This window comes from Leifsonia sp. 10N434 (assembly GCF_056394405.1).
On sequence record NZ_JBFTHV010000001.1, the window covers coordinates 49,188 to 72,531 of the forward strand.

The following is a 23,344-nucleotide window of genomic DNA, read 5'->3' on the forward strand; positions in this document are numbered from 1 at the left end:
ATCGCGCGCAGGCCGAGACTCTCACGCCGCGTTGCGAGGCACATTGAGCTTCAAACGCTCAAGCACGGTTCATCTTCCAGTGTCACGACGATCCTGGAAGGCAAGACAGAGACATTGCATCGGCTGATGTTCGCGCCAACACGCAACGCACAGCGCGATACGGGGCGGCCCTCAACTCAGTCCGACTACCGCTACCGCCGCCGCAAATCCGGAATTGGGCGAGGTAGAAGCTCGTTGAGATCAACCTCAAGTGCCTGAGCGATCCCAAGCAACGATCGAAGGGAAGGGTTGACCGGAGCACCCGGCCTCGACTCCCCCTTCTCATACTTCTGATACGTGAAGCGAGTGAGTCCCGCACGGTACGCAACGTCTTCCTGGCTCAGGTTCAAACGCTCCCGAGTGGCGCGAAGCGAGGTAGCGAACCGCTGAGCGTACTCGCCCCAGTCCGCCCCAAGTTCCTTGCGTTGTCGTGCCACCCCTAAAGCGTCGCGAAGACAGGCTTCGAGCATGGCCTATTCCGTATGGCATAATTTCGTAGGCCATACGAAACAATCGACTTTCTGCCGGATCACCTCCACTCTGCACGTGTGCTGCCCGCCTTACGGACGCCGGTCGCACCGCGGGGCGGACCCGACCCGTGCGACCGCGATTGTGATGGTGAAGGTGCCGAACAAGGCATTCCCGATTTGGTGGCGCGGCGCCCCCCACCCGCCACCCGCCGCGTGGAAGTACACCTTCGAGCTGTTCACCGGGGACGACACAGCTGACGAATGGGGACTTGCCGCCGCGATCTTCATCGCGCAGTATCGTCGACGCCACTCTTACGGCCCGACTTTCCGCGAGCTCTTTGAGCACCTACTGGAGGACACCGGTGGAGTTCCCGCACGTCTACCGCGGGACTGGGATCTGCTTGAGCGACGTCACGCCAACGGAGGGTTTCGAGGACACGTAACGCTCGATTGGCGACGGCGCGGCTACATCGGATTCGACAAACACGTCACCCGTAGTCTTCGAGTAGGCCCGCGCTTTCGCGAACGATCTCGCCAGCTCCAGAAGACTCGAAGGCTCGAACGTGAAGGCGTTTCTGACGAACAGGTTGTTTCTCCGATCGCATCCGAGCCAGTCACCAGAGCGACGCCTTTCGCATGGTTGGCAGTTGATGCATCGGGCCCGCTCGAAGGATTAGGAGAAGTTACTCTGACTGCCGACGAGGTAGTCGCACGACTACACGTCACACCTTCCGCCCTAAAGCGATTCCGTGAGGCCGGTTACCTCCACGCAATCGACTACGACGGTGAAGTGCGGTACCCCATGTGGCAGTTCGCCAGCCAATTGAATCGTCCGGTTCTTCCAGGAATCGACATTGTCGCCACGGCGATACCGCGAGATTGGGAGCCCGCCCTCGTACAGGCTTTCATGCGCACGCCGCTCGAAGACTTAGAACTCGACGGCGACCGCCAAACCCCTGTGCAGTGGCTCGATCGGGGTGGCGATCCGGTCACCGTCGCGACGATACTCGAGGCGCGCTGGCAATGACCACAAACAGAGCACCCCACCAAAGCGCTTCCGAGCGGCCCCTGCACCGAACCAAGGACAAAATCTCGAACAGTGAGGCCAAGGCCCTCGAGAGCCTCATCCGTGCGGCACAGTTGCGCGGCAGAGATATGAAACTGGTCATTGCACTACTTCGCACCATGGCTGAGTTTGTAGCGGACGGCCATGACGCGGTATCCAGATCGAACCCACCTGCGGGCGCGGCGGAGGAGCTGAATCGCGATGACCCTCAGGCGAGCTCGATCGTCGACCCAAACCGAAGCTTGACGATATCGCCCGCTTTAAAGGCACTTCTGAGCGCAGTGATCGACTCCCTCAGCGATGACGAGGCGGCACGCTACTTATCAGTTGGCGTCCGTCATGTGCGTCGTCGCGCCCTGGACGGCAGCCTCTATTTCTTCCGCGTTGGGCGCAAGCGCAGGTACCCGCGTTGGCAATTCGCTGACGACCGCTACCTGTTGCCCGGCCTCCCCACTGTCGCTCAGGCGCTACCTCGCCATTGGTCGCCCGAACGAGTGCAGGCACTCATGGAGAACAAAGATCCTCGTCTTCGCCTTCGTGGCACCTCTCGATCTCCCGTCAAGTGGCTGCTGTCCGGCGGGGACCCGTCGCGGATTGCCGAGCTAATCGCTGACATCCACATTGTCGATGACAGTGCAGAAGTAGCCCACCTTGCCGGGCAAGAACTCGGTGACACGGCTGCGGGACTCGGCGAACAGGACGGCACAACTAGGGACTCGGGCCCCGCCGAATGAAGGTATCGCGATTGCTCTTGGCGACAACTTCTTCTATTGCCACGATCTACTCATGAACCACGACGGAGCGAGGCCCTGGCTTCGAGCTGAGGATGAAGCCCGCAGACTACCGATCGATGAGGTCGTCGTGCGACTTCGCGGCGTGTTGGGCGCGCGACTGGTTGCGTACATCGGGAACGTGACGACCACGAGCGTCGTACGAGAGTGGGCCGACGGGAAAGCCGTCCCAGATGCTGAGAACGACACCCGACTCCGAACGGCCGTTTACGCGCTGGGCATCCTCGAGCTGCGACTTGACCCGGTAACGATCGGTACGTGGTTCAAGGGGATGAATCCGATACTGGGCGATGAGTCGCCTGCTCGCTTCATCAGAAACGCTGCACCTCATGCGGCTAGTGATGTTCTTGTAGCCGCGCGTTCGATGTTGATCAACTAGCGCCGATCCCGCGGAACGGCCCTGTGCCCTCGGCCTCGCGGTTTTCTAGCGCTGGGGGCTGTGACAGCTCAGAAGGCGCGATCGTGCCGCTGCTCAGGCTATCCAGGCAGTGGCGTCGATCGGACTCGTAGTCATGCTGGCTTTGACTTCCGGACGCAATGACCCAGCCCGCAACCGCGACCATCACCACCAGCGCAACACCGACGATCGTCCACCTCAGGGTTAGTAGCGCCGTCCGTTCCTCGCCACCAATAGCCACATTGCGAGGCGATGAGGGCTAGCACCACACTGTCGACGGTTAGCTGCGTCTGGTTAGGCGACCAATACCTTGTCGTACGGATGGCGAACGGAATCGCGCGTGGTCTCGCTTTTGTCGCGATGTCGTTCTAATCTAAGGCTGGCTGCAGCGCCGGCCAGCCTCCGAGACCCACTACCTACGACGGTGGATCGACGATGGACAAGGTTCCCCGAATCGCGCTCAAAGCATCACCGTCATTCCGACTCCCTCACCGGGTCGGGTGCGTAGGGCCCGACCGGATTTGGACCGACAATGACGAAGAACCGACGCGCGAAGCAGGACGCCAGAGCAGCGAAAGACGAGACAGGCAATTCGTACGTGGTGTCTCGCCGCGCAACCTTGCTCCCGCAGGTCTCAACCCGCGTGGTGAGCAGGATGTTCATGGATGACATGTGCGCCAACTGTCTCCGCCCCATCCCTGACCACATCGAAGGGCTATTCTGCAGCGAATTCTGCAAGGAGACCGCGAAGGATGTCCGCTATTTCCGTCGAGTGTTCAGAGACGGGCGAATCGACGACCCTGATGTCCAGGAGGCTGTGCGGACGAGAGTGGCATTCCTGGCGATCGGCGGTTACTCGATGCTCGAACGCACGCTGACCCCGTCGACCCGGGAAGCGGTGAAGTCGCGAGACAATCGGACCTGCCGGACATGCGGTAAGTCAGGCAACGAGATCGACCATATCGCCGGCAGTTCCAACGACTTGTCGAACCTGCAGGTGCTGTGTGCCAGCTGCCACCGGAGCAAGACCATGGCCAACATGACCGAGGCGTCTCCGGCCTTCCAGAAAACGATGCAGGAGTTCTTCGCCTCGCGCGTGGAGCCTGAGCTACCGGCCCTATTGGCCGACGACGAGGAGGAATGGGCCACCTCATGGCGTCGCCTGAAGAAGGCCCGTCGCGACCGCTTCCGGAACTCACTTGAAATGGGGGGCATGGACCTGTCGGGGCTGCGAACTTGGTCGGAGTGGATCGAAGCGCGCGACGACTGGTTCGACTTTGGCGACGAGGGCTACGGCGGCCCGGAGGACTTCGACGGCGGTTACGGTCCGGATAGCTACTTTGCCCGCGCGATGGCGAGAGACGATTGAGATCTAGTTTTCGCCCCGTTTCACGAGTGTAAGTGCCATGCCGCGGTAACACCGATCGCGCCTCTCGAGGTAGTCAACTGGACCGGCTTGCCTGACTCGTTGTGGTACGGGCACAAAGGCCTGCGTCTGTCGGGAACTCAGGAGTGGTGAAGTCTGCAGACGCCGAACCCGATTAGTCGTCCTCCAAGTCGAACAGCGTCACCTGACCCAGCCTCGACAGCTTCTTCCTCGCCCGGGGGCCAACGGGTGTCGCCTCAGAGGTCGGCTCTTGATCTTCGGGCAGCGAGACTGTCACCTCACAGTCGGCGATGCCCATCTCATTGAGCAGGTGCAGAGCACGGGCCAAGGCCGATTCGGGCGACATCTGAGCGCGCGGTGCGGTCTCGGTGGATCCCCACTTGGGCATCTCTGCTTTCGTGTACACGGTAGGAAGCTTGAGCTCGTCTCTCCACCACGCAAGAACTGACTGCTCTAGCGAATACGCATCGTCTCCGGTTGGCACGTCGATGCGCCATGCCGTCTCCCATCCGTACCGGCGGTGGTCATCGAGCCGCTTACCGGAGCGATCCGCGATTCCGATCTTCACGGCGCGAACATCAGCCACTAGGTAGAGAGTCGCAGGCCCAGCGAACGGGAAGGACGAGTAGCAGTAACGGCAGATACCTTTGCCGACCCGGGCGTTCGACAGGGTTGGGGAGACCTCTCGTCCGCACTTGTGCCGCGATCGCCACGGCCTTGCACTTCCCGGGTATGGGTCCAACGGCGTCAGGTCTTGGGCCAGCATGACGGCCCGCGCTTGAGGTTCCGGCATGATCAGGCGCCGGCTGGCTTCCTCCCATGCGCACGGGTTGCAACCGCCCTGTCCGCGCTTCACGTTCGTCCAGGTTGGGGACACGGTTCTGCCGCACGACACATGCATGCATGCCCACGGCGTGTCCACCCCCGGGAACGGTTCGAGAGGTTCGAGGCCAGCAGCGCGCACTAGCTGAGCGGCAACATCATGATCTTTTCGCAAGGCGTTGCGGGTAGCCTCGTGCCCGCAATGAACACATGCGCCCTGCCCCTCCGCAAGGTTCCCCAATCTGGGGCTGACCTCGCGTCCGCAAGCTGTGTGACGGGCTAGCCAAGGGACAGTCGACGAGCCTGGGTATGGAATGAGCGGCTCCAGCCCTTTTTCCGCTATCAGTGCATGGGCGGACTCTGTCGTCCACACTCGGTATCCGAGAGCGCGCATCGAGCACGACTGACAACCACCCGTACCGGTCCGGCTGCCGCGGACGGAATTCAACGACGGCGATCTTTCCTCACCGCATTGCTGATGGGTGCTCCGCCACGGCTTGTCCGCTCCGGGATATTGCTCGAGCGGTTCGAAGCCGGCTGAGCGCATTGTCGCGACCGCCGCATCCTCAAGGCCGGCACGGCGAGCGGCGCCTCGGGCGACGGCCGAGCAGTAGGTGCAGCAGGAGCCGTGCTTGCGGACTGTGTTCAGGTTTGGCTGCACCTGACGTCCACACGCTTCGTGAATCGTCGGCCACGGCTTGGCGACGCCAGGAAACGGGGTGAGAGGGATCCCGCCGGCGGCACGCATTATCCGCGCGGCCTCCGCCGGGTCGAACAACTTCACCATCGCGCCTCCTGCGAGGATGCTATCGGGCTCCACAGACAGTGCGTCGCTGTACCCCCATCTGGTCCCCGAGACGCTCGGGAAGCTCCACCCCCGAACCATCCCAAGCGCCCTGACTAAAGTTTGGAATCACCCCTTCAAGCACGCCGGGAACAACAGGGACGTATTGACTGATCGCCGAACAACATGAGTCACCTAAAGACCCATCTCGTCCTCGTCCGTCCAAAGGGGAACCAGCGGCTGCTTCCCGAGTTGCGGGTGAATCATGTCGAGCTTGGACTTGAACTCTGGCCAGCTCGAGCTCAGCTTCATCAAGGTGACGACGGAGCCAAGGTGCTCGCGCAGTTTTGGATAGCCGACATTAGTAGTCAAATGCTGGAAGAGACGTCCCTTTGCTTTCGTCGAGTCCGCCTGTTGGACAGACTTGAGCTCTTCGAGGACGCCAGGCGCAAGGCGCTTGTACACCACGTCGTTCGTTAGGTGCCCAAAGTACTGAGGTCGCTGAACGGTGTCGGTCTTGAAGTTAAGACCCCTCAGGCGGAACATCTCCCGATAGTAGTCGGGCGGAAATGTCTTGATCCACGGCTGCAACTCCTTCTCCACAAAGGCCTCCAGAATGACTGCAAGCGCATCCTTTGCACGCACCTCCTGATAACCAGTGGCCTCATCGACGAGGGCAATGATCCCAACGTGCGCCAGGGCCCGAACCAAAATCTCGGCTTGCACGGCTACGTGCTTTTGATTCGGCGGCAACACGCCTTCCGCTCTTGCTGCGAGATAGATCTCGCACAGGACGGGCAAAATCTCAGCCCGGTAGCCACTAGCCTTCGAGCCATTTGGGAGGAAAAAGGTGATCGGCTTCGCCTGCTCGATCACCGAGGCGGGAATGAATGGGCGAATTGCTTTTCCTTGCAAGATCGGAGGAAGCCCCTCGTCGCCGTCCTCGCGGCGCACGTTTGCCTTGCGGTGGCGCCCCATTGCTTCCAAAAGGCTCGCCTGGGTGATCACACGGATGTCGCCGGCGAGCACGTAACACTCGATCTCGATGTCACCAATCACCAGTGGCCTATCCGACGAACCGCATAGAACTTCCACCGGCGTAGGAGCGTTCCATCGTGCAGCTGCCGCCTTTTTGGCGATGGCTTTGCGAGCTTCAGGGTCCAATTTCTCGGCGCGGGCGTTCCCGCCGGCCGCTCTCCCAGTCGTGTTCATGTTATTTCTGCTCGGCCTTTCGCTCAGAGATCCGGCAAAGATGCTTGCATCGGGGTCACTTGCAAGCATGGACCCTACCCATGCTTGCAACCATGCGACGCGCCGACGATCGCGCTTTTCTCATCGCCTGTAGGTCGGACGAGAAGAGCTGCCAGTGGAAGGCGTCCAGACAAAACGCGGGCACTTCGACGACTCAGGCGTCTGTTCATGGGAGCATCAGCGTTGTGGAACCTCCTGAAGGCCTCAAGCCCATTGATGCGAGGCTGTGTCCATCTCATATCACCGACCGCGTCCTCCGCGCCCGGGCAGAACGTGCTTCGGGGCGGAGCAATCAACCCTGCTCCTATTGCGGTCGTCGACCTAACCGCGATTCGGCCACGTGGGTAATTGAGATGGATGCCGTCGCCGAGTGCGTGTATGGGGCGATACTCGTTCGCTATCGAGACTTTGCGGAGGCGAGCATTTTCGAGGGTGAAGCGTGGGAGACAGAGCTCTACACGGATGAAGTTGTCGCGGGCATCGCGGCCGGGACATTTGATGATGCAGTTAGCGAGCGCGTGCTTGACGACATCGTCAAAGCAATCGCATCGCCGGAATTATGGTTCGAAGACGATGCTCGTGGTCACTTCTCCTATTCATGGGAGCAGTTCGCCGAAACTGTGCGTCATGAGGCCCGCTTCGTGCTGGTAGCCAAGCCGCGGCCCGGCGGAGAGAACGAACCACCCGCCCGTCTCGCCCGCTTTCTCGAGGGCCTTCTCGCATACGCCGACAAAAGCACCAGGATGCTGCACCCGTTACCCGTCGGCACGAAAATATATCGAGGGCGAATGACCGACGACCTAGTAGCGCTTCGAACCCAAATACGACATGACCCGGCCAAGCAGCTCGGCGCCGCGCCACCCGACCTTGCCGCGCCCGGTCGCATGTCCGGCGAAGGCGTCCCACTTTTCTATGGGGCGGACAACGTCCGTACTGCGGTCGCAGAGATCTCGCTTCATTCGCCCTACGACGATGCAATTGTTGGTGAGTTCATCACACAGCGGCCACTGACCATTCTTGACTTCACCCTCCGCCCAAAGATGCCCAGTGTCTTTGCGCCGGCCGAAGAGTACCGGCGGATGTTTGTTGAGTTCGTGGACGACTTCGTCGATTCCATCACGAGGCCGGTGATCCTCGACGGTCGCGAGCGCGTCGACTACCTTCCCACTCAGCTCGTGACCGAATACCTCCGCTGGGTTCCCGAACGCCGCATAGACGGCATCGCCTTTCCTTCCCGAACGAATAAACGCGGCAAGAATTTTGTGCTCTTCACTGAACCGTGGGACGACGTAATGACGGATCCACCAACACAAGACGAACGACGGAGCATCGCGCTGTCTCGTAACCTTGGAGATGACCACCCGCCAATGCTGACCATCTCACCCACGGCAATCAGCGAGCACTCGGTTTCACGCAGCGTGCGTCTAAAACCGCTTGAGACGTGAGGCGACCGAGTTAGGCCTTGGGCGGTACGGTCCACGTTCGCACCAACAAATCTGGCTCGACCTGCCGCCACCACTTCTCCGCTGTGCAACATGGTTTCCTAGGAACATTGGAAATGAGCCGTGTCCTCCCCGACTTCATCTGTTGCGACGATTATCAAGGCCATCGTTCGCGGGCCCAGTGGTGCGACTGCGAATACAGTCCAGGCGCCTGTGCCAGCAAGATCCCAAAGCCGTCAAGCTGCACGCAGACCAGAAACTCGTCGCCCGTTAGGTCGCGGCTTGGAGCATCGAAGCGATGGAGCTCCCCCTGGGGTTTGGGCGCGAGCAGGCCGATCGCTTCGGGGACATAGCGCCAAGAGGCGCCGAGGAGATCGCGACGGCCGAGGTGGTGAATAGCTAGAATCCGTGGCATGTAGCGCCGATTGTGACAACTTCGCTCATCTTTGCAAGTACGAGTGCCTCATTAGGATGATTCTGGCACCGTGTCACGCCTTCCAATTCTTGTAGGTTGGCCCGTCTGAGTCGGGTGGGCTGACCGGCTGTTGCATCTTGACGCTGACGGGGACTGGAAAGTCGACTCCCATAAGGATGGCCTCTCCAGGCACCAACCCCGGGAGCAGCTTTGTTGCGGAGTGATCGAGTTCGGCGGCTGCTTGCTCGACGCGCTGGCGATCTCTCCCGTCTGCGAGGCGGTGGACGATTGTCATTCCCACTTGGCTCAGGACGCCGGCGGGCAGGTCCCCCGGGCGCTGGGTGGCGACGCACACGGTAAGCCCGTATTTGCGACCTTCCTTCGCGATCAAGTCGAAAGCGTTCAGGCGGGTACTGGCGAACTCGTCCCCGACAGTGACATCGAAGAATTGGTGTGCCTCGTCGATGGCGACAACAAGCGGCTTGTCATTGCCAAAGAGCCCCTCGCGTGCCCAAGCCAGGAGTGTTTGCCCGAGGATGTTGACGACAATCTCGCGAAGGTTGTTTGCGAAGGTCAGATTTTTCAGAGAGATCCGAAGGAGATGTTGGTCCGGGTCGTTGATCCATTCTCGGATCTCGTCGATGACGTTCGCAGTGCTCGCACTCGGGTCGATGACGTTCATCACCTCTTGGAGCTGAAGGAGGTCACGAATGCGGCTAACGAGTGAGGAGATCCACCCGAGTTCGTTGTTGTTGATGTCGCCGAAGTTGCGTGGGGGGTCGTTCCTGTCCAAAGGGAAAATGCATTCGAGCTGAACTTGGGTGGCCAGCGCCTTGATATCGAACGGAGCGCTCGGTCCGTCGACGTCAGAGAGGTACTTAGCCATCGCATCGTGAAATGGCCTCAGCGGCTGAGTCGCCTTGCGGATGTTGCCGGTCGCGTTGATGAGCGCGGTATGAGTTGCATCCGCACTCGCATCTGCTTGGATTGCGCCAACGAGCTTGAGGCTCCGTACCGCTTCCCGCAGTTTTGGAAGCTGCGTTCCTGCGGACGGATTCACGAACGCGTTGAGGTCTGATTCACGCATCATAAAGTGCGGGATGCCGACCAGTTTGGCATCCGAGAACTCCGTGGCAAGCGATGAGAACGAAAGGTGTTTCGCTTTGTCCCCGAGCGTTCGGAACTCGCCGGTCGCATCAATCAAGATCATTTTTCCCTTGAGCGCCGCAACGCTTTCAGCCAGATGACCTAGTGTCCAGCTCTTGCCCGATCCAGTGGCGCCGACAACCGCAAGGTGCCGTCCGAACAGCTTCGTGAGTGGAACGTCAACTACCACTGACTCATCCACGGACAATCGCCCGAGCTGCAGCGATGGCACCGTGTCGTCTATAGCGGTCCCTATGACAGTCAGGATCGCTTCCGCGCTAGCTGCATAGACGCCGTCGCCGACCTTCGGGTACTTCGCGATTCCCCGAGTCGCCTTTCCGCTCAGTTCCAGCGTGGAGAGCAGTTGCACCCTGCCCTCAACCCGAATCCGTCGGTCAACTTCGGTCGCTGAGTCATCGGAGCTGGAGACAGGCGTCCCAACTTTGAGGATCCTCCCGAAAGCGGCCATGCCGCCAACGTCTATGACGACGAACTCCCCCACCTCTCCACGTCCGAGGTATTCACCGAAGAGCGTTTGGGGCAGACGATTGCCCGCTGCGAAAGATACATCCGCGAAGGAGCCCTCGATTTGGTAGACGTGGCCAAGCCTGCGCTCGGGAGTGAACGGGTGTAGCTTCATCGCTACTTGCTCCTGGACTGGGCGATGCGTTCTGCATGGGCGTCCCGCTCTTCGCGGGTCGGCATGTCCGGAAGCTGCTTCACGAGATCAGCAAAAGTGCCGCAGAATAGCGTCAACCGCTTGTCACCCTGTTTGATTAGCTCTTCAATCCAGGCGAAAGTCTCGGATCGATTCTTCGACTTAGCGCCAGGCGTGACGAAGACTGCACGAAGACCCACATTGCTACGTAGCGCGGCCTCGATTGGTGCAACCAGATGCTCGTCGTTGAGCCCTGAACCGACGACGATGAGGCCGACATCTTGCTGGCGCAGACCAATCTGGAATCGTGACATGAACTCCAAGTAGGGCTGCTGGTATGAAAGTTGGTACTTAGCCGCTGATGGGTAGATAAGAATCGGATTCTCTGGTTTCGCGTACCCGGTCACCTTTCGCACTTCTTTGTCAGAGCCGGTCCAGTTGACTGATCCGTGGAGTTTTAGAAGATGAAAGACGCTGGGCTCAAGGGCCAATGGTTCATTTGGGCGTCGGCGAACATAGTCGAGATCGAACGACGCGCCGTCGAAGAATTGCCCACCATACCCGAAACCGTCGATTACGTTGAAGCGGGCACTCTGAGCGGCTGCTTCAAATGACAGGTCGTAATTGGTAGTGAAGATCTGAGTACGTTGGAGGCGCGTCGAACGTCGGGCAACCTTACGTAGGAACAATTCATGGGTTCCGACTTTCGAGTTCTCGTCGATAAAGCTGCAGCTGTCCCAGATCACCGATTCGGCGTCATCAATGAAGGTTTTCAGCTCCTCATCGGCGTCGTTGAGTGCGTAGCGAGCTTGTGCATCCGAGAGGACGTGCTCGAGGTTCTCCTCCGCGAGGATGTCCGCGCTCAGCTTCGATGAGGCCGCCGGGAACGATTCGAGAGCCTGAACCTGGGTCCAGAGATCTGACATCAAGGGCGCCTTCTTAGCGTCGGAGACGCTATTCGTGACATCCAGCGACGTGCCGAGGCCCGAAAGGACCAACAGGTTCTCGGCGTTGGCGATCAATCCGAGTTCATCGCGGAGGGCGCTTGTCGCAGCAACCCTTGTCGATGCTGCCGCCTCGTCCTCATCAGCAGAGGGTTCGAGCTGCTGCCAGTCAGTGGTGAATGAGCCGAGTACTTGCAGTGGCTCCGCCATTGAGTTTTCCTCCATTTACAGCACTGATTATGACAGCACGGTTCGACACGTCAAGCATGAGCAAGGTCCGCTTTGTCGCATTCCTCACAACGGAGCCGGTACATCCCACATGGAGCTAATCGGTCGAAAACCGCGTACCGGAGCAACGACCCTAACGGGACTCTAACAATTCGATCAGGAGGCGGAGCGTTTATTGAAGGCGCGTGCCACAGCCGATGGAGTATCGACCGGACGAAAAACGACCCCCGCTGAAGTGGTCGTTTTGATTTGATATTTCAAATACTTGTGCCCCTGAAGGGACTCGAGCCCCCAACCATTTCCTTAGGACGGAACTGCTCTTCCATTGAGCTACAGAGGCCGGCCCCACGAGTATACCGAGGTGCTGCTTACCTCCGGGGGTCCAAAACCTCGCTGATGCCTCGCCTCAAACGCTCGTCGACATCGGCCATGACCCGCTCATTAAGGCGCTCGGCCACAGCGTTGAGGTCGTCTTCAAATAGATCCGCGTACGTATCGAGCGTCATTGCCGCCGACTTGTGGCCAAGCATCCTTTGGAGGGCCTTTACATTCGCGCCGGCGCTGACGGCCAAGCTCGCCGCGGTGTGCTTCAACGCATGTGGCGTCAAGTGGTCCAACTGCGCCTCACGCAGCGCTTTGTTCCACCAGGATGGTCTTCGCGATGCAGTGTCGGGACGGGGAAGAAACCCTCCCGTTGGCGAAGGGAAAAGCAGCGCTTCTCCCTGTCCGGCCTTCGCAAGCGCGGCCAACCGAGGCACCAGAAACTCAGGGTAAGGGACGGACCGCGCCTGCCAACTCTTCGGTGAGCCAACGTGGATCGCTCCCTCCACCTCTGTTGCCGTCCGACTTATATTGAGCCTGCGTCGCACTGAGTCGACATCATCCACCGTCAAAGCCACGGCCTCTCCCCAACGAATGCCGGTGTAAGCGAGCGTAAGGATCAGGGCCTGTTTGACCTCGTCTGGAGCCGCGAGAGCAAGACGGAAAACTTGCTCATTGCTGAGGTAACGACGTCGCGGTTTCCAGCTATAGCGAGGTAAATTGGACAGACCGCGAGCGGAGTTGGCGGGTATTCGGCCGTCCCTGACTGCAACATCGAGAATCCCGGCTAGCACGCCAACCGCCCGCAGCACCACGCTTGCCGAGCGTTGTTGTCCGTTCGCGGCTTCGCGAATCCTCGACGTCGTTGCGACGCCCTGTCCAAGTTCTCGAACCCATTTCTCGACGGCTGAGGGGAGGATCGCGCCAATCGGGGTCGTCGCCCAGCGCGGAGCGACGTAAACCCGCCATGCTATGCGGAGTGGCGCAAAACTTGAGGGCTTCAGCAACTGCTCCTTGTTCGCGAGCCAATCGACCGCAAGCTCCCCGACTGTGACACGCGCCTCGGGCGTCGGGGGATAACCGTCACCCAAGATTGGGTCCTCCACCGACAGCGTGTACCGCTGAGCTTCCCGTTTGGTGCGGAACCCTCGCTTCTCGTGTTGGCCGCCCCAAGAGTCGCGCCAGCGCGCCCGATAACGACGGCCGTGTGCTGATTGATATGCAGTCGCGCTTCCCATCTGCCACCTCGATCTTGTTTGGAACGTCAATCATCGCGTCCGACAGAACATTCGTCGTGGATCAAGTGATGCCAGGCAGCCTGGAAGAGGGGCAGCCTTCGCGTAAGGTACAGACGGTGGTCGCTCCTCTCGATCCAAGCTAGATCTCGCTTGGATCGAGAGGAGCGACATACCCGATGCGAAAGCTATCCGGGCTATCGCGCGTGCACACCACTGACCGCTGGTCCCAATATTGGGGCCAAGCAAGCGGGAATCCGAGAGGCGAGTTCCAAATGGTAGCCATCGGAACGGCAAGATGAACGCGTAGGCACAGAGGAAGGCTCGCCGATGCAGCTGATGTACGTCGTGGAATTTGTGGTCGAGGGGGACTTGGCGTTCGAGAAGGTCACCGCGCACGTCGCTGAATGGCTGAGCGGTCCGAAGCTTCAACTCACCGGATCAGACCTAGCTTCGGATGGAAGTCGCGAGCTCTCGCCAGCACGTACACCCAATGGCGCCTTTGCTCGAAACGGCGATTGGGAGGTGCTCGAGGCATCAGGTGGTCGAGCTCTCAAGCTCATCGTGTCGCAAGCCGTAGGCACTGATCTGGAACTCACGACCCGTGTGACCGTAAGCGACATCGACGATGTCGTACGGTTCAGGGTCGGCATCGGCCGCGAGACTACAAAACAACGACTCATCCCCGTCGATGCGACTGACATCTACCAACCGGGCATTCTTCGGTTTCTCGACCAGGATCAAAGCCTCACGCTTCGCGCCGGGGGCCAGCTCGTAAATCGTCGCTACATTCAGGTGAGGACGGCCGCGGAGGCTGGCGCTCTTGCAGACGTTCTTACGCGTGAGGATCGTCTTCCCCTCGCGCTCCTCCACGTCCGCTCGACCGTAACCTGGGACCTTGCGAGGGAGCTGTCTCAAAAGCTGCTGGGCCTAGTCCGCACGGTGACGCTCAACTTCCAGACCGCCCGCTTGATTGCAGAGGCACATCCCGAGGCACGTGTGCCGTTTGGGGGACTTGCGATCGTCTGGCCCGGGCTGGGGGCTCCCTCGCTCACGCTTTCCGCTGAAAGTCTTGCGGAGCTTGGCGCCGAGGAAATCCGCCGGCTCCTCACTCAGCGCCTTGGCGCACTGGCGGCGCTCGGCCATGGAGAGGACAGCACGTGGCGGCGCTTGCGTTCCGTGTCCGAAAATGCCCGCCTGGTTGAGCTCTCCGAACGGGCGTCGCGGGCGCGTGAAGGAGGCGACAAGGACGGCGAAATATCGGCCTTGAAGCAGCAGGTAGAGGCACTCGAAGAGGCGAAGGCGGAGCTCGAAGCTATCGGCGAAGACGCCCTACAGCAAGCGGAGACGAGTGCGCAGCTGGCGCGTCAGCTTGAGTCAGAACGTAACCAGGCACGCGACGAAGCACGGATGTGGCAGACCTCATATCGCGATCTCTCGGCCGGCAAATCCGTGGGGGCGCACGAGCCTGATGATGTGTGGTCTGCGATCCCAGTACTTGTTTCGAGAGCCGACCCAGAGGCGACCTTCCTCGCAATCACCGACGCGGCTTCCGAGCACATCGTGTTCACCGACCGGGCACGAAAATCATGGGGGGATATCGACTACCCAGAACCCGAGGACATGACCGAGAAGCTTGTCGCGCTCGCAAGGGCTGCCGTCGTTCTATACGACGGAGAGGAGAGGAGCATCCCCCTCCTTGACGACTGGATGAAGGAGCAATTTGGGCTCGCCGTCGCGCTGACCGACCAGACCATTACGAAATGGAAAAGGAAGGAGATGCGTTGGCTAAACGAGTTTGAGCATGAGGGGGAAACCCTCAATGCGACGCCGCATGTGAAAGTTCGAGACGCCGTCAAATTCAATGAGTGTGGGCGGATTCACTTCGCGCTCGAGTCCAAGAAGGGCCGCCTAGTCGTACAGCACGTGGGCGTGAAAACGTACGAGTGACGTCGCGAGCCCGTTGACGCGCCTGAAGCACGGGGAGGCAATCGCGCCGCCGGCTTCGCTCACCACTCGGGAAGGCGTACGTGCCACTCGTGGCCGGGCGGCAACCCGACGCGCTCGGAGAGCGCGAGGATCCGATAGCTCGAAGGCAGAAGAATCGGGGCGGCGCTCTGATCCACCTCAAGCAGGTCCCATCGATCCTCATACGCAGCGAATGTCCGAAGCAGCACACGGGAGCGTTCGACCGGGGCGTTTCTCTTCCCTGGAGGAGCATCGGGAGTGGTGAGCCAGTTCATGTGCTCGATCCATGCTGCCGCCGCCACATGGACGCGCGGCACGACAAAGTTACGTGGGTGCTCCTGAAGGTCAAGTGGGATCGCGACCATGACGAAGTACTCGCGCTCGTGAAGACTCGGTGCCTGCGACTTTGTGCCGAGTGGCCAGCTGATACCGTCCATCCGGGCACCCCGAGCGGCCTTGACTTGTATCTCAACCAGGAGTCGCTCAGCACCGTCCGCCAGTACCGCGAGAATGTCGGTGCGTTCGAGCCCATCGCGTGTGAGCGCTGGTGCCCAGCCACGCCTAGCTAACTCCGCGGCGACATGGTGCTCGCCAATCGTCTTAGTCTGCTTGGTATCCACCACGACTTGAGACTATCTATGCGAGCAGATACCGACAGTCGGTGTTAAGCGAGCGAACAATCACCAGTTGTTTGGCCGCCAGCCTTCCTCGAAACGTTGCCAATCCTCCGGTTCGATCTCCGGGCGGCGAAGCGCGGTCTCGACTTGCTCGATTGTCATTTCGCCGAGTTGTACTTTGTCGAGAATTTCTACGGCAGCATCTTCGCCCCACAGCCGATACACCTCATCAAAAAGGTGGGCGGGGAGAACCGGAGCCCCGGTCGTCTTTCGCTTTGTCATTCAAACCTCTCCGTCTAACGGGGGCCGCACCTAGTGGCGGTAGGTAGGCACTCTTTCACCGCGTTCTCTGCGATGAACGCATGTCACCGTCATCCTTCCTGCAGATCAAAGAGAGCAGGTTCTCCTGCTGTCGGGGCGGTGGCGCGCCCTCGGCGCGCCGCGCGGCGCGCCGGCTGTGGTTTGTAGTCGGCGGCGGCGGAAATAATCGCCAACACAGAGGCATCCATCTGGGGTAGAAGGTCCGCCGCTCTCGAGCCATTGGACTCGACGACAAGCCCCGCCAATCGGACCAACTCCTTCATGTCATCGTCATCAGCCCGAAAATCGGGGATAGGCAAGCGCTTCAGACTTTTGGGAGATACGGCGATGTCGTTGACAAAGCTTTCGAGGAGGTCCTGCATCGGTGTGCTGTTGATCATGGCCGCGAGGTAGAGCGCTTCTGCGCGGCTTGCGGTGGCGCAGAGCATCAGCTTGTGGTCGATCAGCGGCGCAACCTTGCGTCCACCTAGCGCTGGGACCGCCTTCGCCTCGACTACCGCGGCCGCAGGACGTGCCGAAAGTTCGCGCACCACGACGATGTGATCCCGCTGCATAAACTGCAGGGCGCCGTCGACCCGATACCAATCAGAGCCGCTGGGGGTCATGTCCCAGCTACGTGCTGGCGGGGTCTTACGTCGGCTCAGGATGTCTCGATGCCGCTTTAGCCATGTCAGCGTTTCTGGGAATTCCGAACCAATCTTTTTCGAGGACAAAGGAGTTCCGTACGCCTTGGGGTCGTGCGGCAAGAGAAAGAACGTTTGAGGCTCAGCTACCCAATACGTCACGTCTTTACCCCGGAGCAGCGGGTATACAAGCTCGGATTCGACGCGCCCGCTCATCTCAGTCACACCCTTCGTGCGACCTTCGCTCGGGAGGTTTACAACTCTGACAGTGCTCTTTTTTTTCCCCTGCGCCGCAGCGTACCGATCCACGGCAACAAAAAAGATGCCGTTCGCACCTCTAGTGTCGAGTCCCTTGCCAAAGGTGTAGTTATTTGAACCTCCCTTGATCAGCGCCGGACGGGACGCGTCCTGGAATCTCCATGCCGACGTCGGCGTCGCGGGGTCAACCGGCGCAAAGGCACCCTTCGACTCCACTAGCGTCGAACGCGCCTTTTGCCAACTCGACTTGTCGAGCCGAACACCTGTAGCACGTCGCCACACCGCGCCGGGTGTTTCGGTGTGATGAGGCTCGCCCCGGCGAACGATTAGGAAGACCGGCTTGTTTGCGGCGTCCGGACTGAAGGGAAGCACGTCCGACCAGTCGTCAAGCCAGAGTGGCCTAAACGGTACGTCCACGTCCGGGAAGGTCCCCCTATCACGCGGATCTGGGTGCACTCGGAACTGACGAAACCCCCGGCCTCCGGGATCTGCGTTTATCAACGCCGCGGGCGTCAGTAGCCCGACCAGCCCACCGTCCGCCACATAACGCTCGATGGAGACCGCGAACACCAGCGTTGCGATGTCTGCCGACTGCAGCGAGAAGGAGTCATTCGCCTCGTTCGGGGTATACCAAAGACCACTTCGCCGCCAAAGGGACTCGCTTTGGGACCGCCATGCGGCTGGAAGCTTAGTCCAGGTGAGCCATGGCGGATTGCCAACAACGACGTCGAACTTTCCAGCGAAGATGGGCGCATAAGCGTTCTCGATGAGTCTCGCCCACACCCCGTCACGTCCCTCGAGCGCAAGGTCGGTGATCTGCGCGAAAAGTGATCGGGCAACCGCAACTTGATCTTCGAGGTCGGCAGCATCCTCCGCGGTAGTCTCTTCGCCAGATGTCCCGAAGATCCTTCGGAAGGCGGCCTCGAAATCGTCAAATGATGCGGAAACGACATCCTCGTCGTCAACGCCCTGAGCGACCAGGTTCGACTCAATAGCACCTCGAAGTTCTGCGATCTGACCCGCAGTATTCAAGCCGAGTGGGATCGTGAAATCGTCCTCCAAACTCGTCCGAAGACGAAGATGCGGTACGGCGGCTAGGTCACCAAACTGAGCCTGCTGAGGGGAAGCCTCTGGGACCACAAGGCTGTCAGCCCGCCAGACAGGCAGGGTCAACGGCCCTAGGTGCGCGAGCTCGCCAAGTGCGAGAGCGTAGTTAACTCTGGTCGCGGTTACCGCGATGGGGTTGAGGTCGATCCCGCAAACTCCGTCAAGCAATTGCTGGACATCGTTTGCAGTTGCCGACGACCCCTTTTCCCGCAGGAGTCTGCTGATGCGCTCCGACAGGATCGGGACCACGAAGGTTCCTGTTCCGCACGTCGGGTCAAGAACGCGCCCGTCACGAAGATCGGCCCCCATCTCTCGTAGACGTCCCAGGCAGCCCTCGGCCAGCCAGTGAGGGGTCAGGAATTCGCCGAGTGCCTTGCGCAGGGTGTTGGGTATCAGCGCCTGGTACAAGTCTCGAAGAACGTCAACCCCCGGCTGAGGGCCGAAAGCAATAGAGGGGAAAGCGAGTTCTGACGTCTGCCTCAAGAGCTCCCGCACAGCGTTCAGCAGGTCCTGATTGCTCTCGGCGCGCTCCGACCACCAAGAGAACAAGTCCGCCTCAAAGAGATTCGTGATCTCCAGGTTGCCGGGAAGCCGGCCGCGCTCGAGTTGCGTCAGTTCTTCGAGCAACTCCTGATTGGGCAGACCTCGCCATGTTGAGGGAGCATCGTCGAGTTCACCGGACGCTACGGCAAGTAGTTCGACCGCGATCACTCGTCCGACAAGCGCGAAATACGTGTGCAACACAAACAGCATTTCGCCCAGTGGGCGAGCTACTGGAGCTCGATATGACGCCTGTACATCGACCGCGAGGTCGCTATCAGTTTCGTTGAGGTCGCCATAGACGACATCCAGCGCTCTCCGCCACTCCGTGTACAGCGTGTCGACTCGGTCACCAGGGCTTCGGCCAGCAATTGACTCAGTGAGGCGGGTCACGAGTGAACTCGCGACTTCGCTCTCCGGGCCAAATTTTGAACGTAAGTTACGGCTGGTTATCGGCTGCTTCTTGTGAGCCCCTACGAGCTCGAGGAACTGGCGAACGGCGTCTGGGGAGTTGTCGTACCACTGGAAGTGCCCGCTTGCGCTTTCGGGCCGTTCGACAAACAAATCAGCGGGCGTTTGAGGATCGAAACGAAGAAGCCCCCACTGATGGCCGTCTGCGACAACCGCTGTAAAAGCCTCCTCGGCCGCGTGATGCGTTCGGAGATTCTCCAAGTACTCAAGTGCTTGGCCCGCGCCATGCTCGCGACGCGCGTCACCCATCGCCCATTCCCACTCGACGGCCACTCCGCCGTAGAGCCGATCAAGCGGGCTCCGTTTGCCGTCTTTGCGGGTGTTAAGTTCACCAGCCGACGCTGAAACACCTAGCCCGTAGATCTCTTGCAAGGCGTCCACTATCAACCCGTGGACATGTTCGCGGAGTTCCATCTCGTTGCTGAACGAGGTTGCTGCGACGTCAAAGGCATCGGAGATGCGCTCCGACCATCGCGCGATCTTCTCGCCGTGGTTACCAGCTGGCTCGGTCAATGAGTTCCCTTTCGAGTCACGTCGAACGATATCCGAAACTCGGAGAGGCAAGACGGGTACACGCTCGAGCCGGACGCGAGGAAGCCTCGATCCAAAGCAATCCCACATCGAAGCGTTGTGCGCTTTGCGCGGTCCCGCGGTGATCAGCCCACCCAAACCGCACCATTTCTACTCCCACGCAACCAGCTTGAATCCAGAAAACCCCTCATCTCACCGGGGCTTCTACGGCTGTACCGGTGGGATCTCAGCCAATCGAAATTCGCTAGGAGCGGGCCAGCTCGGCTTCTTTTCGTGTTGCCCCTCAAAGAGGACGAGGCACGCGTTTGCGACCCCCCGAACCGCTCCTTTGTCAGCCAACCGACATCGCAACATCAACGCAACGTGACTCTCGTGCCTCACTCCTGCCTGGTTATGTTTCGACTCATGTAGGAGCAAATAGTTGTTGACAGCCATACATAAGTCGAGCTCGGCGACGTCTTCGATCACAACGAGACGCTCCTGCACTGAGGCGTGCGAGAGCAGCGCCGCGAGCAGGGTCGTCTTGCCCGTGCCGCCGGCACCGGTGATCAGCATGTTGGTGCGCGCCAGGATCGCTCGGCAGAGCACCTCGTGCTGCGCGGGCTGTATCGATCCGTTCTCGACCAGGTCGGGCAGATGCGGCTGGTGCTCGCTCGGGATCCGGATGGAGAGCACGGTGCCGCGCGTGGACACGGGCGGCAGAACCGCGTGCACACGCACTCCCCCCTCCAGCCGGACGTCGACGAACGGGCTCGCCTCGTCGATGTGCCGGCCGCCGCGGGCGATGAGCCGAACCGCAAGCTCCCTCGTGGCCTGCTCGTCGGCCAGCCATCCCTCGAGTCGTCGGAGCCCGCGCGGCCCTCCGTCGCCCCAGAGCTCCCCCGCGCCGTTCACGAACAGATCGGTGACGCCGTCGCGCAGCAGGTAGGGCGCGAGCGGGCCGAACGTCTGCCAGGGCGTGCGGGCGTCGCGGGCGTGGGTACGAGCACGATCCGGTGGCCGCTCGGGCCGGGGTGCGCGTGCGTCATATGCGGTAACGCTGGGAGGGCCCGATCCGACGCCCACCGCCGTGTCGGCTGCGCGGTCGATCGACGGCGCGAACCGCGTAGCCGGTGAGGCCGGCGGAGTGATGGCGGAAGGGTATCGAGGCTTCGAACGACGCTTCATAGAGCGACGCTACGAACCCGCTCCACGCATCCGGTCGATCGCACGCGGATCGGTGGAAACACCGGCGTTGCCCGCCGTTGTGGAGGAGGCACAGGGGCTCCGTCGCCCGCGCGACTCCGGCGCGGAGGAACCGTCCGGTTAAAAAAGGGGGGCCGCACCTATTGGGGGGAACAGGTGCGGCCACTGCGGTGCATGATTGGGGGGAATCGTTTGCACCGCACGCCAGAATTAAAAATTCGGCCGTGCTCTAGTGTACGCAGAATCGATGCAAACGCAAGTCTGTTCAAACCGCTTCACCGCGTGGTTGTAGAGTCAGGCATTGTCGCGCCACGACCCGTCAGAACAGCATCGCAAAGGAGCGAAAAGACTCCCCATGAGCAACACAATCGACAACCTGCTCCACGAAACACGGCGCTTCGCGCCGAGCGACGAATTCACCCAGAATGCCGTCGCCACCGCCGAGCTCTACGAGCGCGCGGCCGCCGACCGGCTCGGCTTCTGGGCCGACCAGGCGCGCGAGCTCGTGCACTGGCACACGCCGTTCACGCGGACCCTCGACTGGAGCAACCCCCCGTTCGCGAAGTGGTTCGACGACGGCGAGCTGAACGTCGCGTACAACTGCCTCGACCGTCACGTACTCGCCGGCAACGGCGACCGGGTCGCCATCCACTGGGAGGGTGAGCCGGGCGACAGCCGCTCCATCACCTACGCCGAACTCACCGCAGAGGTGAAGAAGGCGGCGAACCTGCTCACCAGCCTGGGCGTGCGTGCCGGCGACCGGGTCGCCATCTACCTGCCGATGATCCCCGAGGCGGTCATCGCCATGCTCGCCGTCGCGCGCATCGGCGCTGTGCACTCGGTCGTCTTCGGCGGCTTCAGCGCGGAGAGCCTGCGCTCCCGCATCGACGACGCCGAGGCGAAGCTCGTGATCACCGCGGACGGCGGCTGGCGCAAAGGCAAGGTCTTCCCGCTCAAGAACGCCGTGGATGCTGCGCTCGCGACGGGCGAGTCGACCGTCGAGCATGTGCTCGTCGTCAAGCGCGGCGAGAACGACGTGGAGTGGACCGAGGGGCGCGACCTCTGGTGGCACGACGAGATCGCGCAGGTCGACGCCGACCACGTCGCAAAGGCGTTCCCGGCCGAGAACCCGCTGTTCATCCTCTACACCAGCGGCACGACCGGTAAGCCGAAGGGCATCCTGCACACCTCGGGCGGCTACCTCACGCAGGTCGCCTTCACCCACAAGAACGTGTTCGACCTGCACCCCGAGTCGGATGTCTACTGGTGCAGCGCCGACGTCGGCTGGATCACGGGACACAGCTACGTCGTCTACGGCCCACTGGCCAACGGCGCCACCCAGGTGCTCTACGAGGGAACGCCGGACACGCCGCATCCTGGCCGCTGGTGGGAACTGATCGAGAAGTACAAGGTCTCGATCTTCTACACCGCTCCCACGGCCATCCGGTCGTTCATGAAGCTCGGCCGGCAAATCCCCCAGGGCTTCGACCTGTCGAGCCTGCGGGTGCTCGGATCGGTGGGCGAGCCCATCAACCCCGAGGCGTGGATGTGGTACCGAGAGGTGGTCGGCGGCACCTCCACCCCCATCGTCGACACCTGGTGGCAGACCGAGACGGGCGCGATCATGATCTCGGCCCTCCCCGGCGTGACCACCCTCAAGCCCGGGTCCGCGCAGGTGCCGCTGCCCGGCATCTCGATCGACATCCTCGACGAGACCGGCACGCCGGTCGGCAAAGACCAGGGCGGTCTGCTCGTCGCCACCGAGCCGTGGCCGAGCATGCTGCGCGGCATCTGGGGAGACCCGGAGCGCTTCAAGGAGACGTACTGGGAGAAGTTCGGCGACAAATACTTCGCCGGAGACGGAGCGCGCTACGACAAGGAGGGCGACATCTGGCTCCTCGGCCGCGTGGACGACGTGATGAACGTCTCCGGTCACCGTCTGTCGACCGCTGAGATCGAGTCGGCGCTCGTCGCGCATCCGATGACGGCAGAGGCCGCGGTCGTCGGAGCCGCCGACGAGACCACCGGCCAGGCCGTCGTGGCGTTCGTGATCATCAAGCAGAATCAGCTCGAGGCGGCCGAGGCGACGGATATCGCGGCGGTGCTGCGCAAGCACGTGTCCGAGCAGATCGGAGCCATCGCGCGACCACGCGACATCTTCATCGTGACGGAGCTGCCGAAGACGCGGTCGGGCAAGATCATGCGACGTCTGCTGCGCGACGTGGCGGAAGGCCGGGAAGTCGGCGACACCACGACCCTGGCCGACACGGCCGTGATGAGCTCGATCCAGGCCAAGCTCTCGTAGGACGCTCGCACCGGCACGGTGG

At 61.1% G+C, this 23,344-nt stretch carries 17 protein-coding genes and 1 tRNA gene; 7 read left to right on the plus strand and 11 right to left on the minus strand.

Going from position 1 to position 23,344, the window contains the following annotated elements; translation table 11 throughout:
• Window positions 1-191: 191 nt before the first annotated feature.
• The gene (locus tag AC1DB1_RS00245; protein ID WP_477199349.1) at window positions 192-509 is read right to left on the minus strand and encodes a helix-turn-helix transcriptional regulator; all 318 of its coding nucleotides are present in this window, start codon (window positions 507-509) and stop codon (window positions 192-194) included.
• Here AC1DB1_RS00245 and AC1DB1_RS00250 point away from each other — a divergent pair.
• From AC1DB1_RS00250 to AC1DB1_RS00265, 4 genes are all read left to right on the plus strand, one after another.
• Window positions 508-1,536, plus strand: coding sequence for a hypothetical protein (locus AC1DB1_RS00250; protein WP_477199350.1), 1,029 nt, complete (start codon window positions 508-510; stop codon window positions 1,534-1,536). The two genes, AC1DB1_RS00245 and AC1DB1_RS00250, sit on opposite strands and share 2 nt — an antisense overlap.
• Complete coding sequence (locus AC1DB1_RS00255) at window positions 1,533-2,309, plus strand: excisionase family DNA-binding protein (protein ID WP_477199351.1); 777 nt, start codon at window positions 1,533-1,535, stop codon at window positions 2,307-2,309. The genes AC1DB1_RS00250 and AC1DB1_RS00255 overlap by 4 nt, the downstream gene beginning before the upstream one ends.
• 52 nt (window positions 2,310-2,361) lie before the next feature.
• A complete protein-coding gene (locus tag AC1DB1_RS00260) occupies window positions 2,362-2,745 on the plus strand; it encodes a hypothetical protein (RefSeq protein ID WP_477199352.1) in 384 nt (127 codons plus the stop codon).
• Window positions 2,746-3,295: 550 nt separating this feature from the next.
• The gene (locus tag AC1DB1_RS00265; protein WP_477199353.1) at window positions 3,296-4,132 is read left to right on the plus strand and encodes an HNH endonuclease; all 837 of its coding nucleotides are present in this window, start codon (window positions 3,296-3,298) and stop codon (window positions 4,130-4,132) included.
• 172 nt (window positions 4,133-4,304) lie between these two features.
• On the opposite strand, the gene AC1DB1_RS00270 is transcribed toward AC1DB1_RS00265, so the two are convergent.
• Entirely contained in the window at window positions 4,305-4,718 is a 414-nt protein-coding gene (locus AC1DB1_RS00270; protein WP_477199354.1) for a hypothetical protein, read from the minus strand.
• A 1,233-nt stretch (window positions 4,719-5,951) separates the two neighbouring features.
• On the minus strand, window positions 5,952-6,968 hold the full coding sequence (locus AC1DB1_RS00275; RefSeq protein WP_477199355.1) for a P63C domain-containing protein: 1,017 nt from the start codon (window positions 6,966-6,968) through the stop codon (window positions 5,952-5,954).
• Between the two features lie 92 nt (window positions 6,969-7,060).
• On the opposite strand from AC1DB1_RS00275, the gene AC1DB1_RS00280 reads away from it, so the two are divergent.
• Entirely contained in the window at window positions 7,061-8,452 is a 1,392-nt protein-coding gene (locus AC1DB1_RS00280) for an RES family NAD+ phosphorylase (protein WP_477199356.1), read from the plus strand.
• Between the two features lie 485 nt (window positions 8,453-8,937).
• On the opposite strand, the gene AC1DB1_RS00285 is transcribed toward AC1DB1_RS00280, so the two are convergent.
• From AC1DB1_RS00285 to AC1DB1_RS00300, 4 genes are all read right to left on the minus strand, one after another.
• Window positions 8,938-10,650: an ATP-binding protein gene (locus AC1DB1_RS00285; RefSeq protein WP_477199357.1), complete on the minus strand. Its 1,713-nt coding sequence runs from the start codon at window positions 10,648-10,650 to the stop codon at window positions 8,938-8,940.
• Window positions 10,651-10,652: 2 nt separating this feature from the next.
• Entirely contained in the window at window positions 10,653-11,822 is a 1,170-nt protein-coding gene (locus AC1DB1_RS00290; RefSeq protein WP_477199358.1) for an SIR2 family protein, read from the minus strand.
• A gap of 286 nt (window positions 11,823-12,108) precedes the next feature.
• Window positions 12,109-12,180, minus strand: a tRNA-Arg gene (locus tag AC1DB1_RS00295).
• 28 nt (window positions 12,181-12,208) lie between these two features.
• Window positions 12,209-13,252 carry a tyrosine-type recombinase/integrase gene (locus tag AC1DB1_RS00300; protein WP_477199359.1) on the minus strand — a complete coding sequence of 348 codons (1,044 nt, stop codon included), beginning with the start codon at window positions 13,250-13,252 and terminating at the stop codon, window positions 12,209-12,211.
• Between the two features lie 474 nt (window positions 13,253-13,726).
• Between AC1DB1_RS00300 and AC1DB1_RS00305 the strand changes: the two genes are divergently transcribed.
• Window positions 13,727-15,346, plus strand: a complete 1,620-nt coding sequence (locus tag AC1DB1_RS00305; RefSeq protein WP_477199360.1) for a hypothetical protein — start codon at window positions 13,727-13,729, stop codon at window positions 15,344-15,346.
• A gap of 59 nt (window positions 15,347-15,405) precedes the next feature.
• Here AC1DB1_RS00305 and AC1DB1_RS00310 read toward each other — a convergent pair whose 3' ends face one another.
• The 4 genes from AC1DB1_RS00310 to AC1DB1_RS00325 all read right to left on the minus strand — a co-directional run bounded on the left by AC1DB1_RS00310 (window position 15,406) and on the right by AC1DB1_RS00325 (window position 20,999).
• Window positions 15,406-15,987 carry a hypothetical protein gene (locus AC1DB1_RS00310; protein ID WP_477199361.1) on the minus strand — a complete coding sequence of 194 codons (582 nt, stop codon included), beginning with the start codon at window positions 15,985-15,987 and terminating at the stop codon, window positions 15,406-15,408.
• A gap of 57 nt (window positions 15,988-16,044) precedes the next feature.
• Window positions 16,045-16,263 (minus strand): hypothetical protein, encoded by a 219-nt coding sequence (locus AC1DB1_RS00315; protein ID WP_477199362.1) that lies wholly within the window; start codon window positions 16,261-16,263, stop codon window positions 16,045-16,047.
• A gap of 89 nt (window positions 16,264-16,352) precedes the next feature.
• Window positions 16,353-19,814 (minus strand): Eco57I restriction-modification methylase domain-containing protein, encoded by a 3,462-nt coding sequence (locus AC1DB1_RS00320; RefSeq protein WP_477199363.1) that lies wholly within the window; start codon window positions 19,812-19,814, stop codon window positions 16,353-16,355.
• Between the two features lie 222 nt (window positions 19,815-20,036).
• Window positions 20,037-20,999 carry an ATPase, T2SS/T4P/T4SS family gene (locus AC1DB1_RS00325; protein ID WP_477199364.1) on the minus strand — a complete coding sequence of 321 codons (963 nt, stop codon included), beginning with the start codon at window positions 20,997-20,999 and terminating at the stop codon, window positions 20,037-20,039.
• 373 nt (window positions 21,000-21,372) lie between these two features.
• Here AC1DB1_RS00325 and acs point away from each other — a divergent pair, with 373 nt between their 5' ends.
• Complete coding sequence (gene acs, locus AC1DB1_RS00330) at window positions 21,373-23,322, plus strand: acetate--CoA ligase (RefSeq protein ID WP_477199365.1); 1,950 nt, start codon at window positions 21,373-21,375, stop codon at window positions 23,320-23,322.
• Window positions 23,323-23,344: the final 22 nt, after the last annotated feature.

Bases quoted from the DNA above. Each gene is read 5' to 3' on its own strand.
- AC1DB1_RS00305 (WP_477199360.1), top strand. From the start codon at position 13,727: ATGCAGCTGATGTACGTCGTGGAATTTGTGGTCGAGGGGGACTTGGCG.
- AC1DB1_RS00250 (WP_477199350.1), top strand. From the start codon at position 508: ATGGCCTATTCCGTATGGCATAATTTCGTAGGCCATACGAAACAATCG.
- AC1DB1_RS00245 (WP_477199349.1), bottom strand. From the start codon at position 509: ATGCTCGAAGCCTGTCTTCGCGACGCTTTAGGGGTGGCACGACAACGC.
- AC1DB1_RS00315 (WP_477199362.1), bottom strand. From the start codon at position 16,263: ATGACAAAGCGAAAGACGACCGGGGCTCCGGTTCTCCCCGCCCACCTT.
- AC1DB1_RS00255 (WP_477199351.1), top strand. From the start codon at position 1,533: ATGACCACAAACAGAGCACCCCACCAAAGCGCTTCCGAGCGGCCCCTG.
- AC1DB1_RS00280 (WP_477199356.1), top strand. From the start codon at position 7,061: ATGCGACGCGCCGACGATCGCGCTTTTCTCATCGCCTGTAGGTCGGAC.
- AC1DB1_RS00325 (WP_477199364.1), bottom strand. From the start codon at position 20,999: ATGAAGCGTCGTTCGAAGCCTCGATACCCTTCCGCCATCACTCCGCCG.
- AC1DB1_RS00260 (WP_477199352.1), top strand. From the start codon at position 2,362: ATGAACCACGACGGAGCGAGGCCCTGGCTTCGAGCTGAGGATGAAGCC.
- acs (WP_477199365.1), top strand. From the start codon at position 21,373: ATGAGCAACACAATCGACAACCTGCTCCACGAAACACGGCGCTTCGCG.
- AC1DB1_RS00290 (WP_477199358.1), bottom strand. From the start codon at position 11,822: ATGGCGGAGCCACTGCAAGTACTCGGCTCATTCACCACTGACTGGCAG.
- AC1DB1_RS00265 (WP_477199353.1), top strand. From the start codon at position 3,296: ATGACGAAGAACCGACGCGCGAAGCAGGACGCCAGAGCAGCGAAAGAC.
- AC1DB1_RS00285 (WP_477199357.1), bottom strand. From the start codon at position 10,650: ATGAAGCTACACCCGTTCACTCCCGAGCGCAGGCTTGGCCACGTCTAC.
- AC1DB1_RS00275 (WP_477199355.1), bottom strand. From the start codon at position 6,968: ATGAACACGACTGGGAGAGCGGCCGGCGGGAACGCCCGCGCCGAGAAA.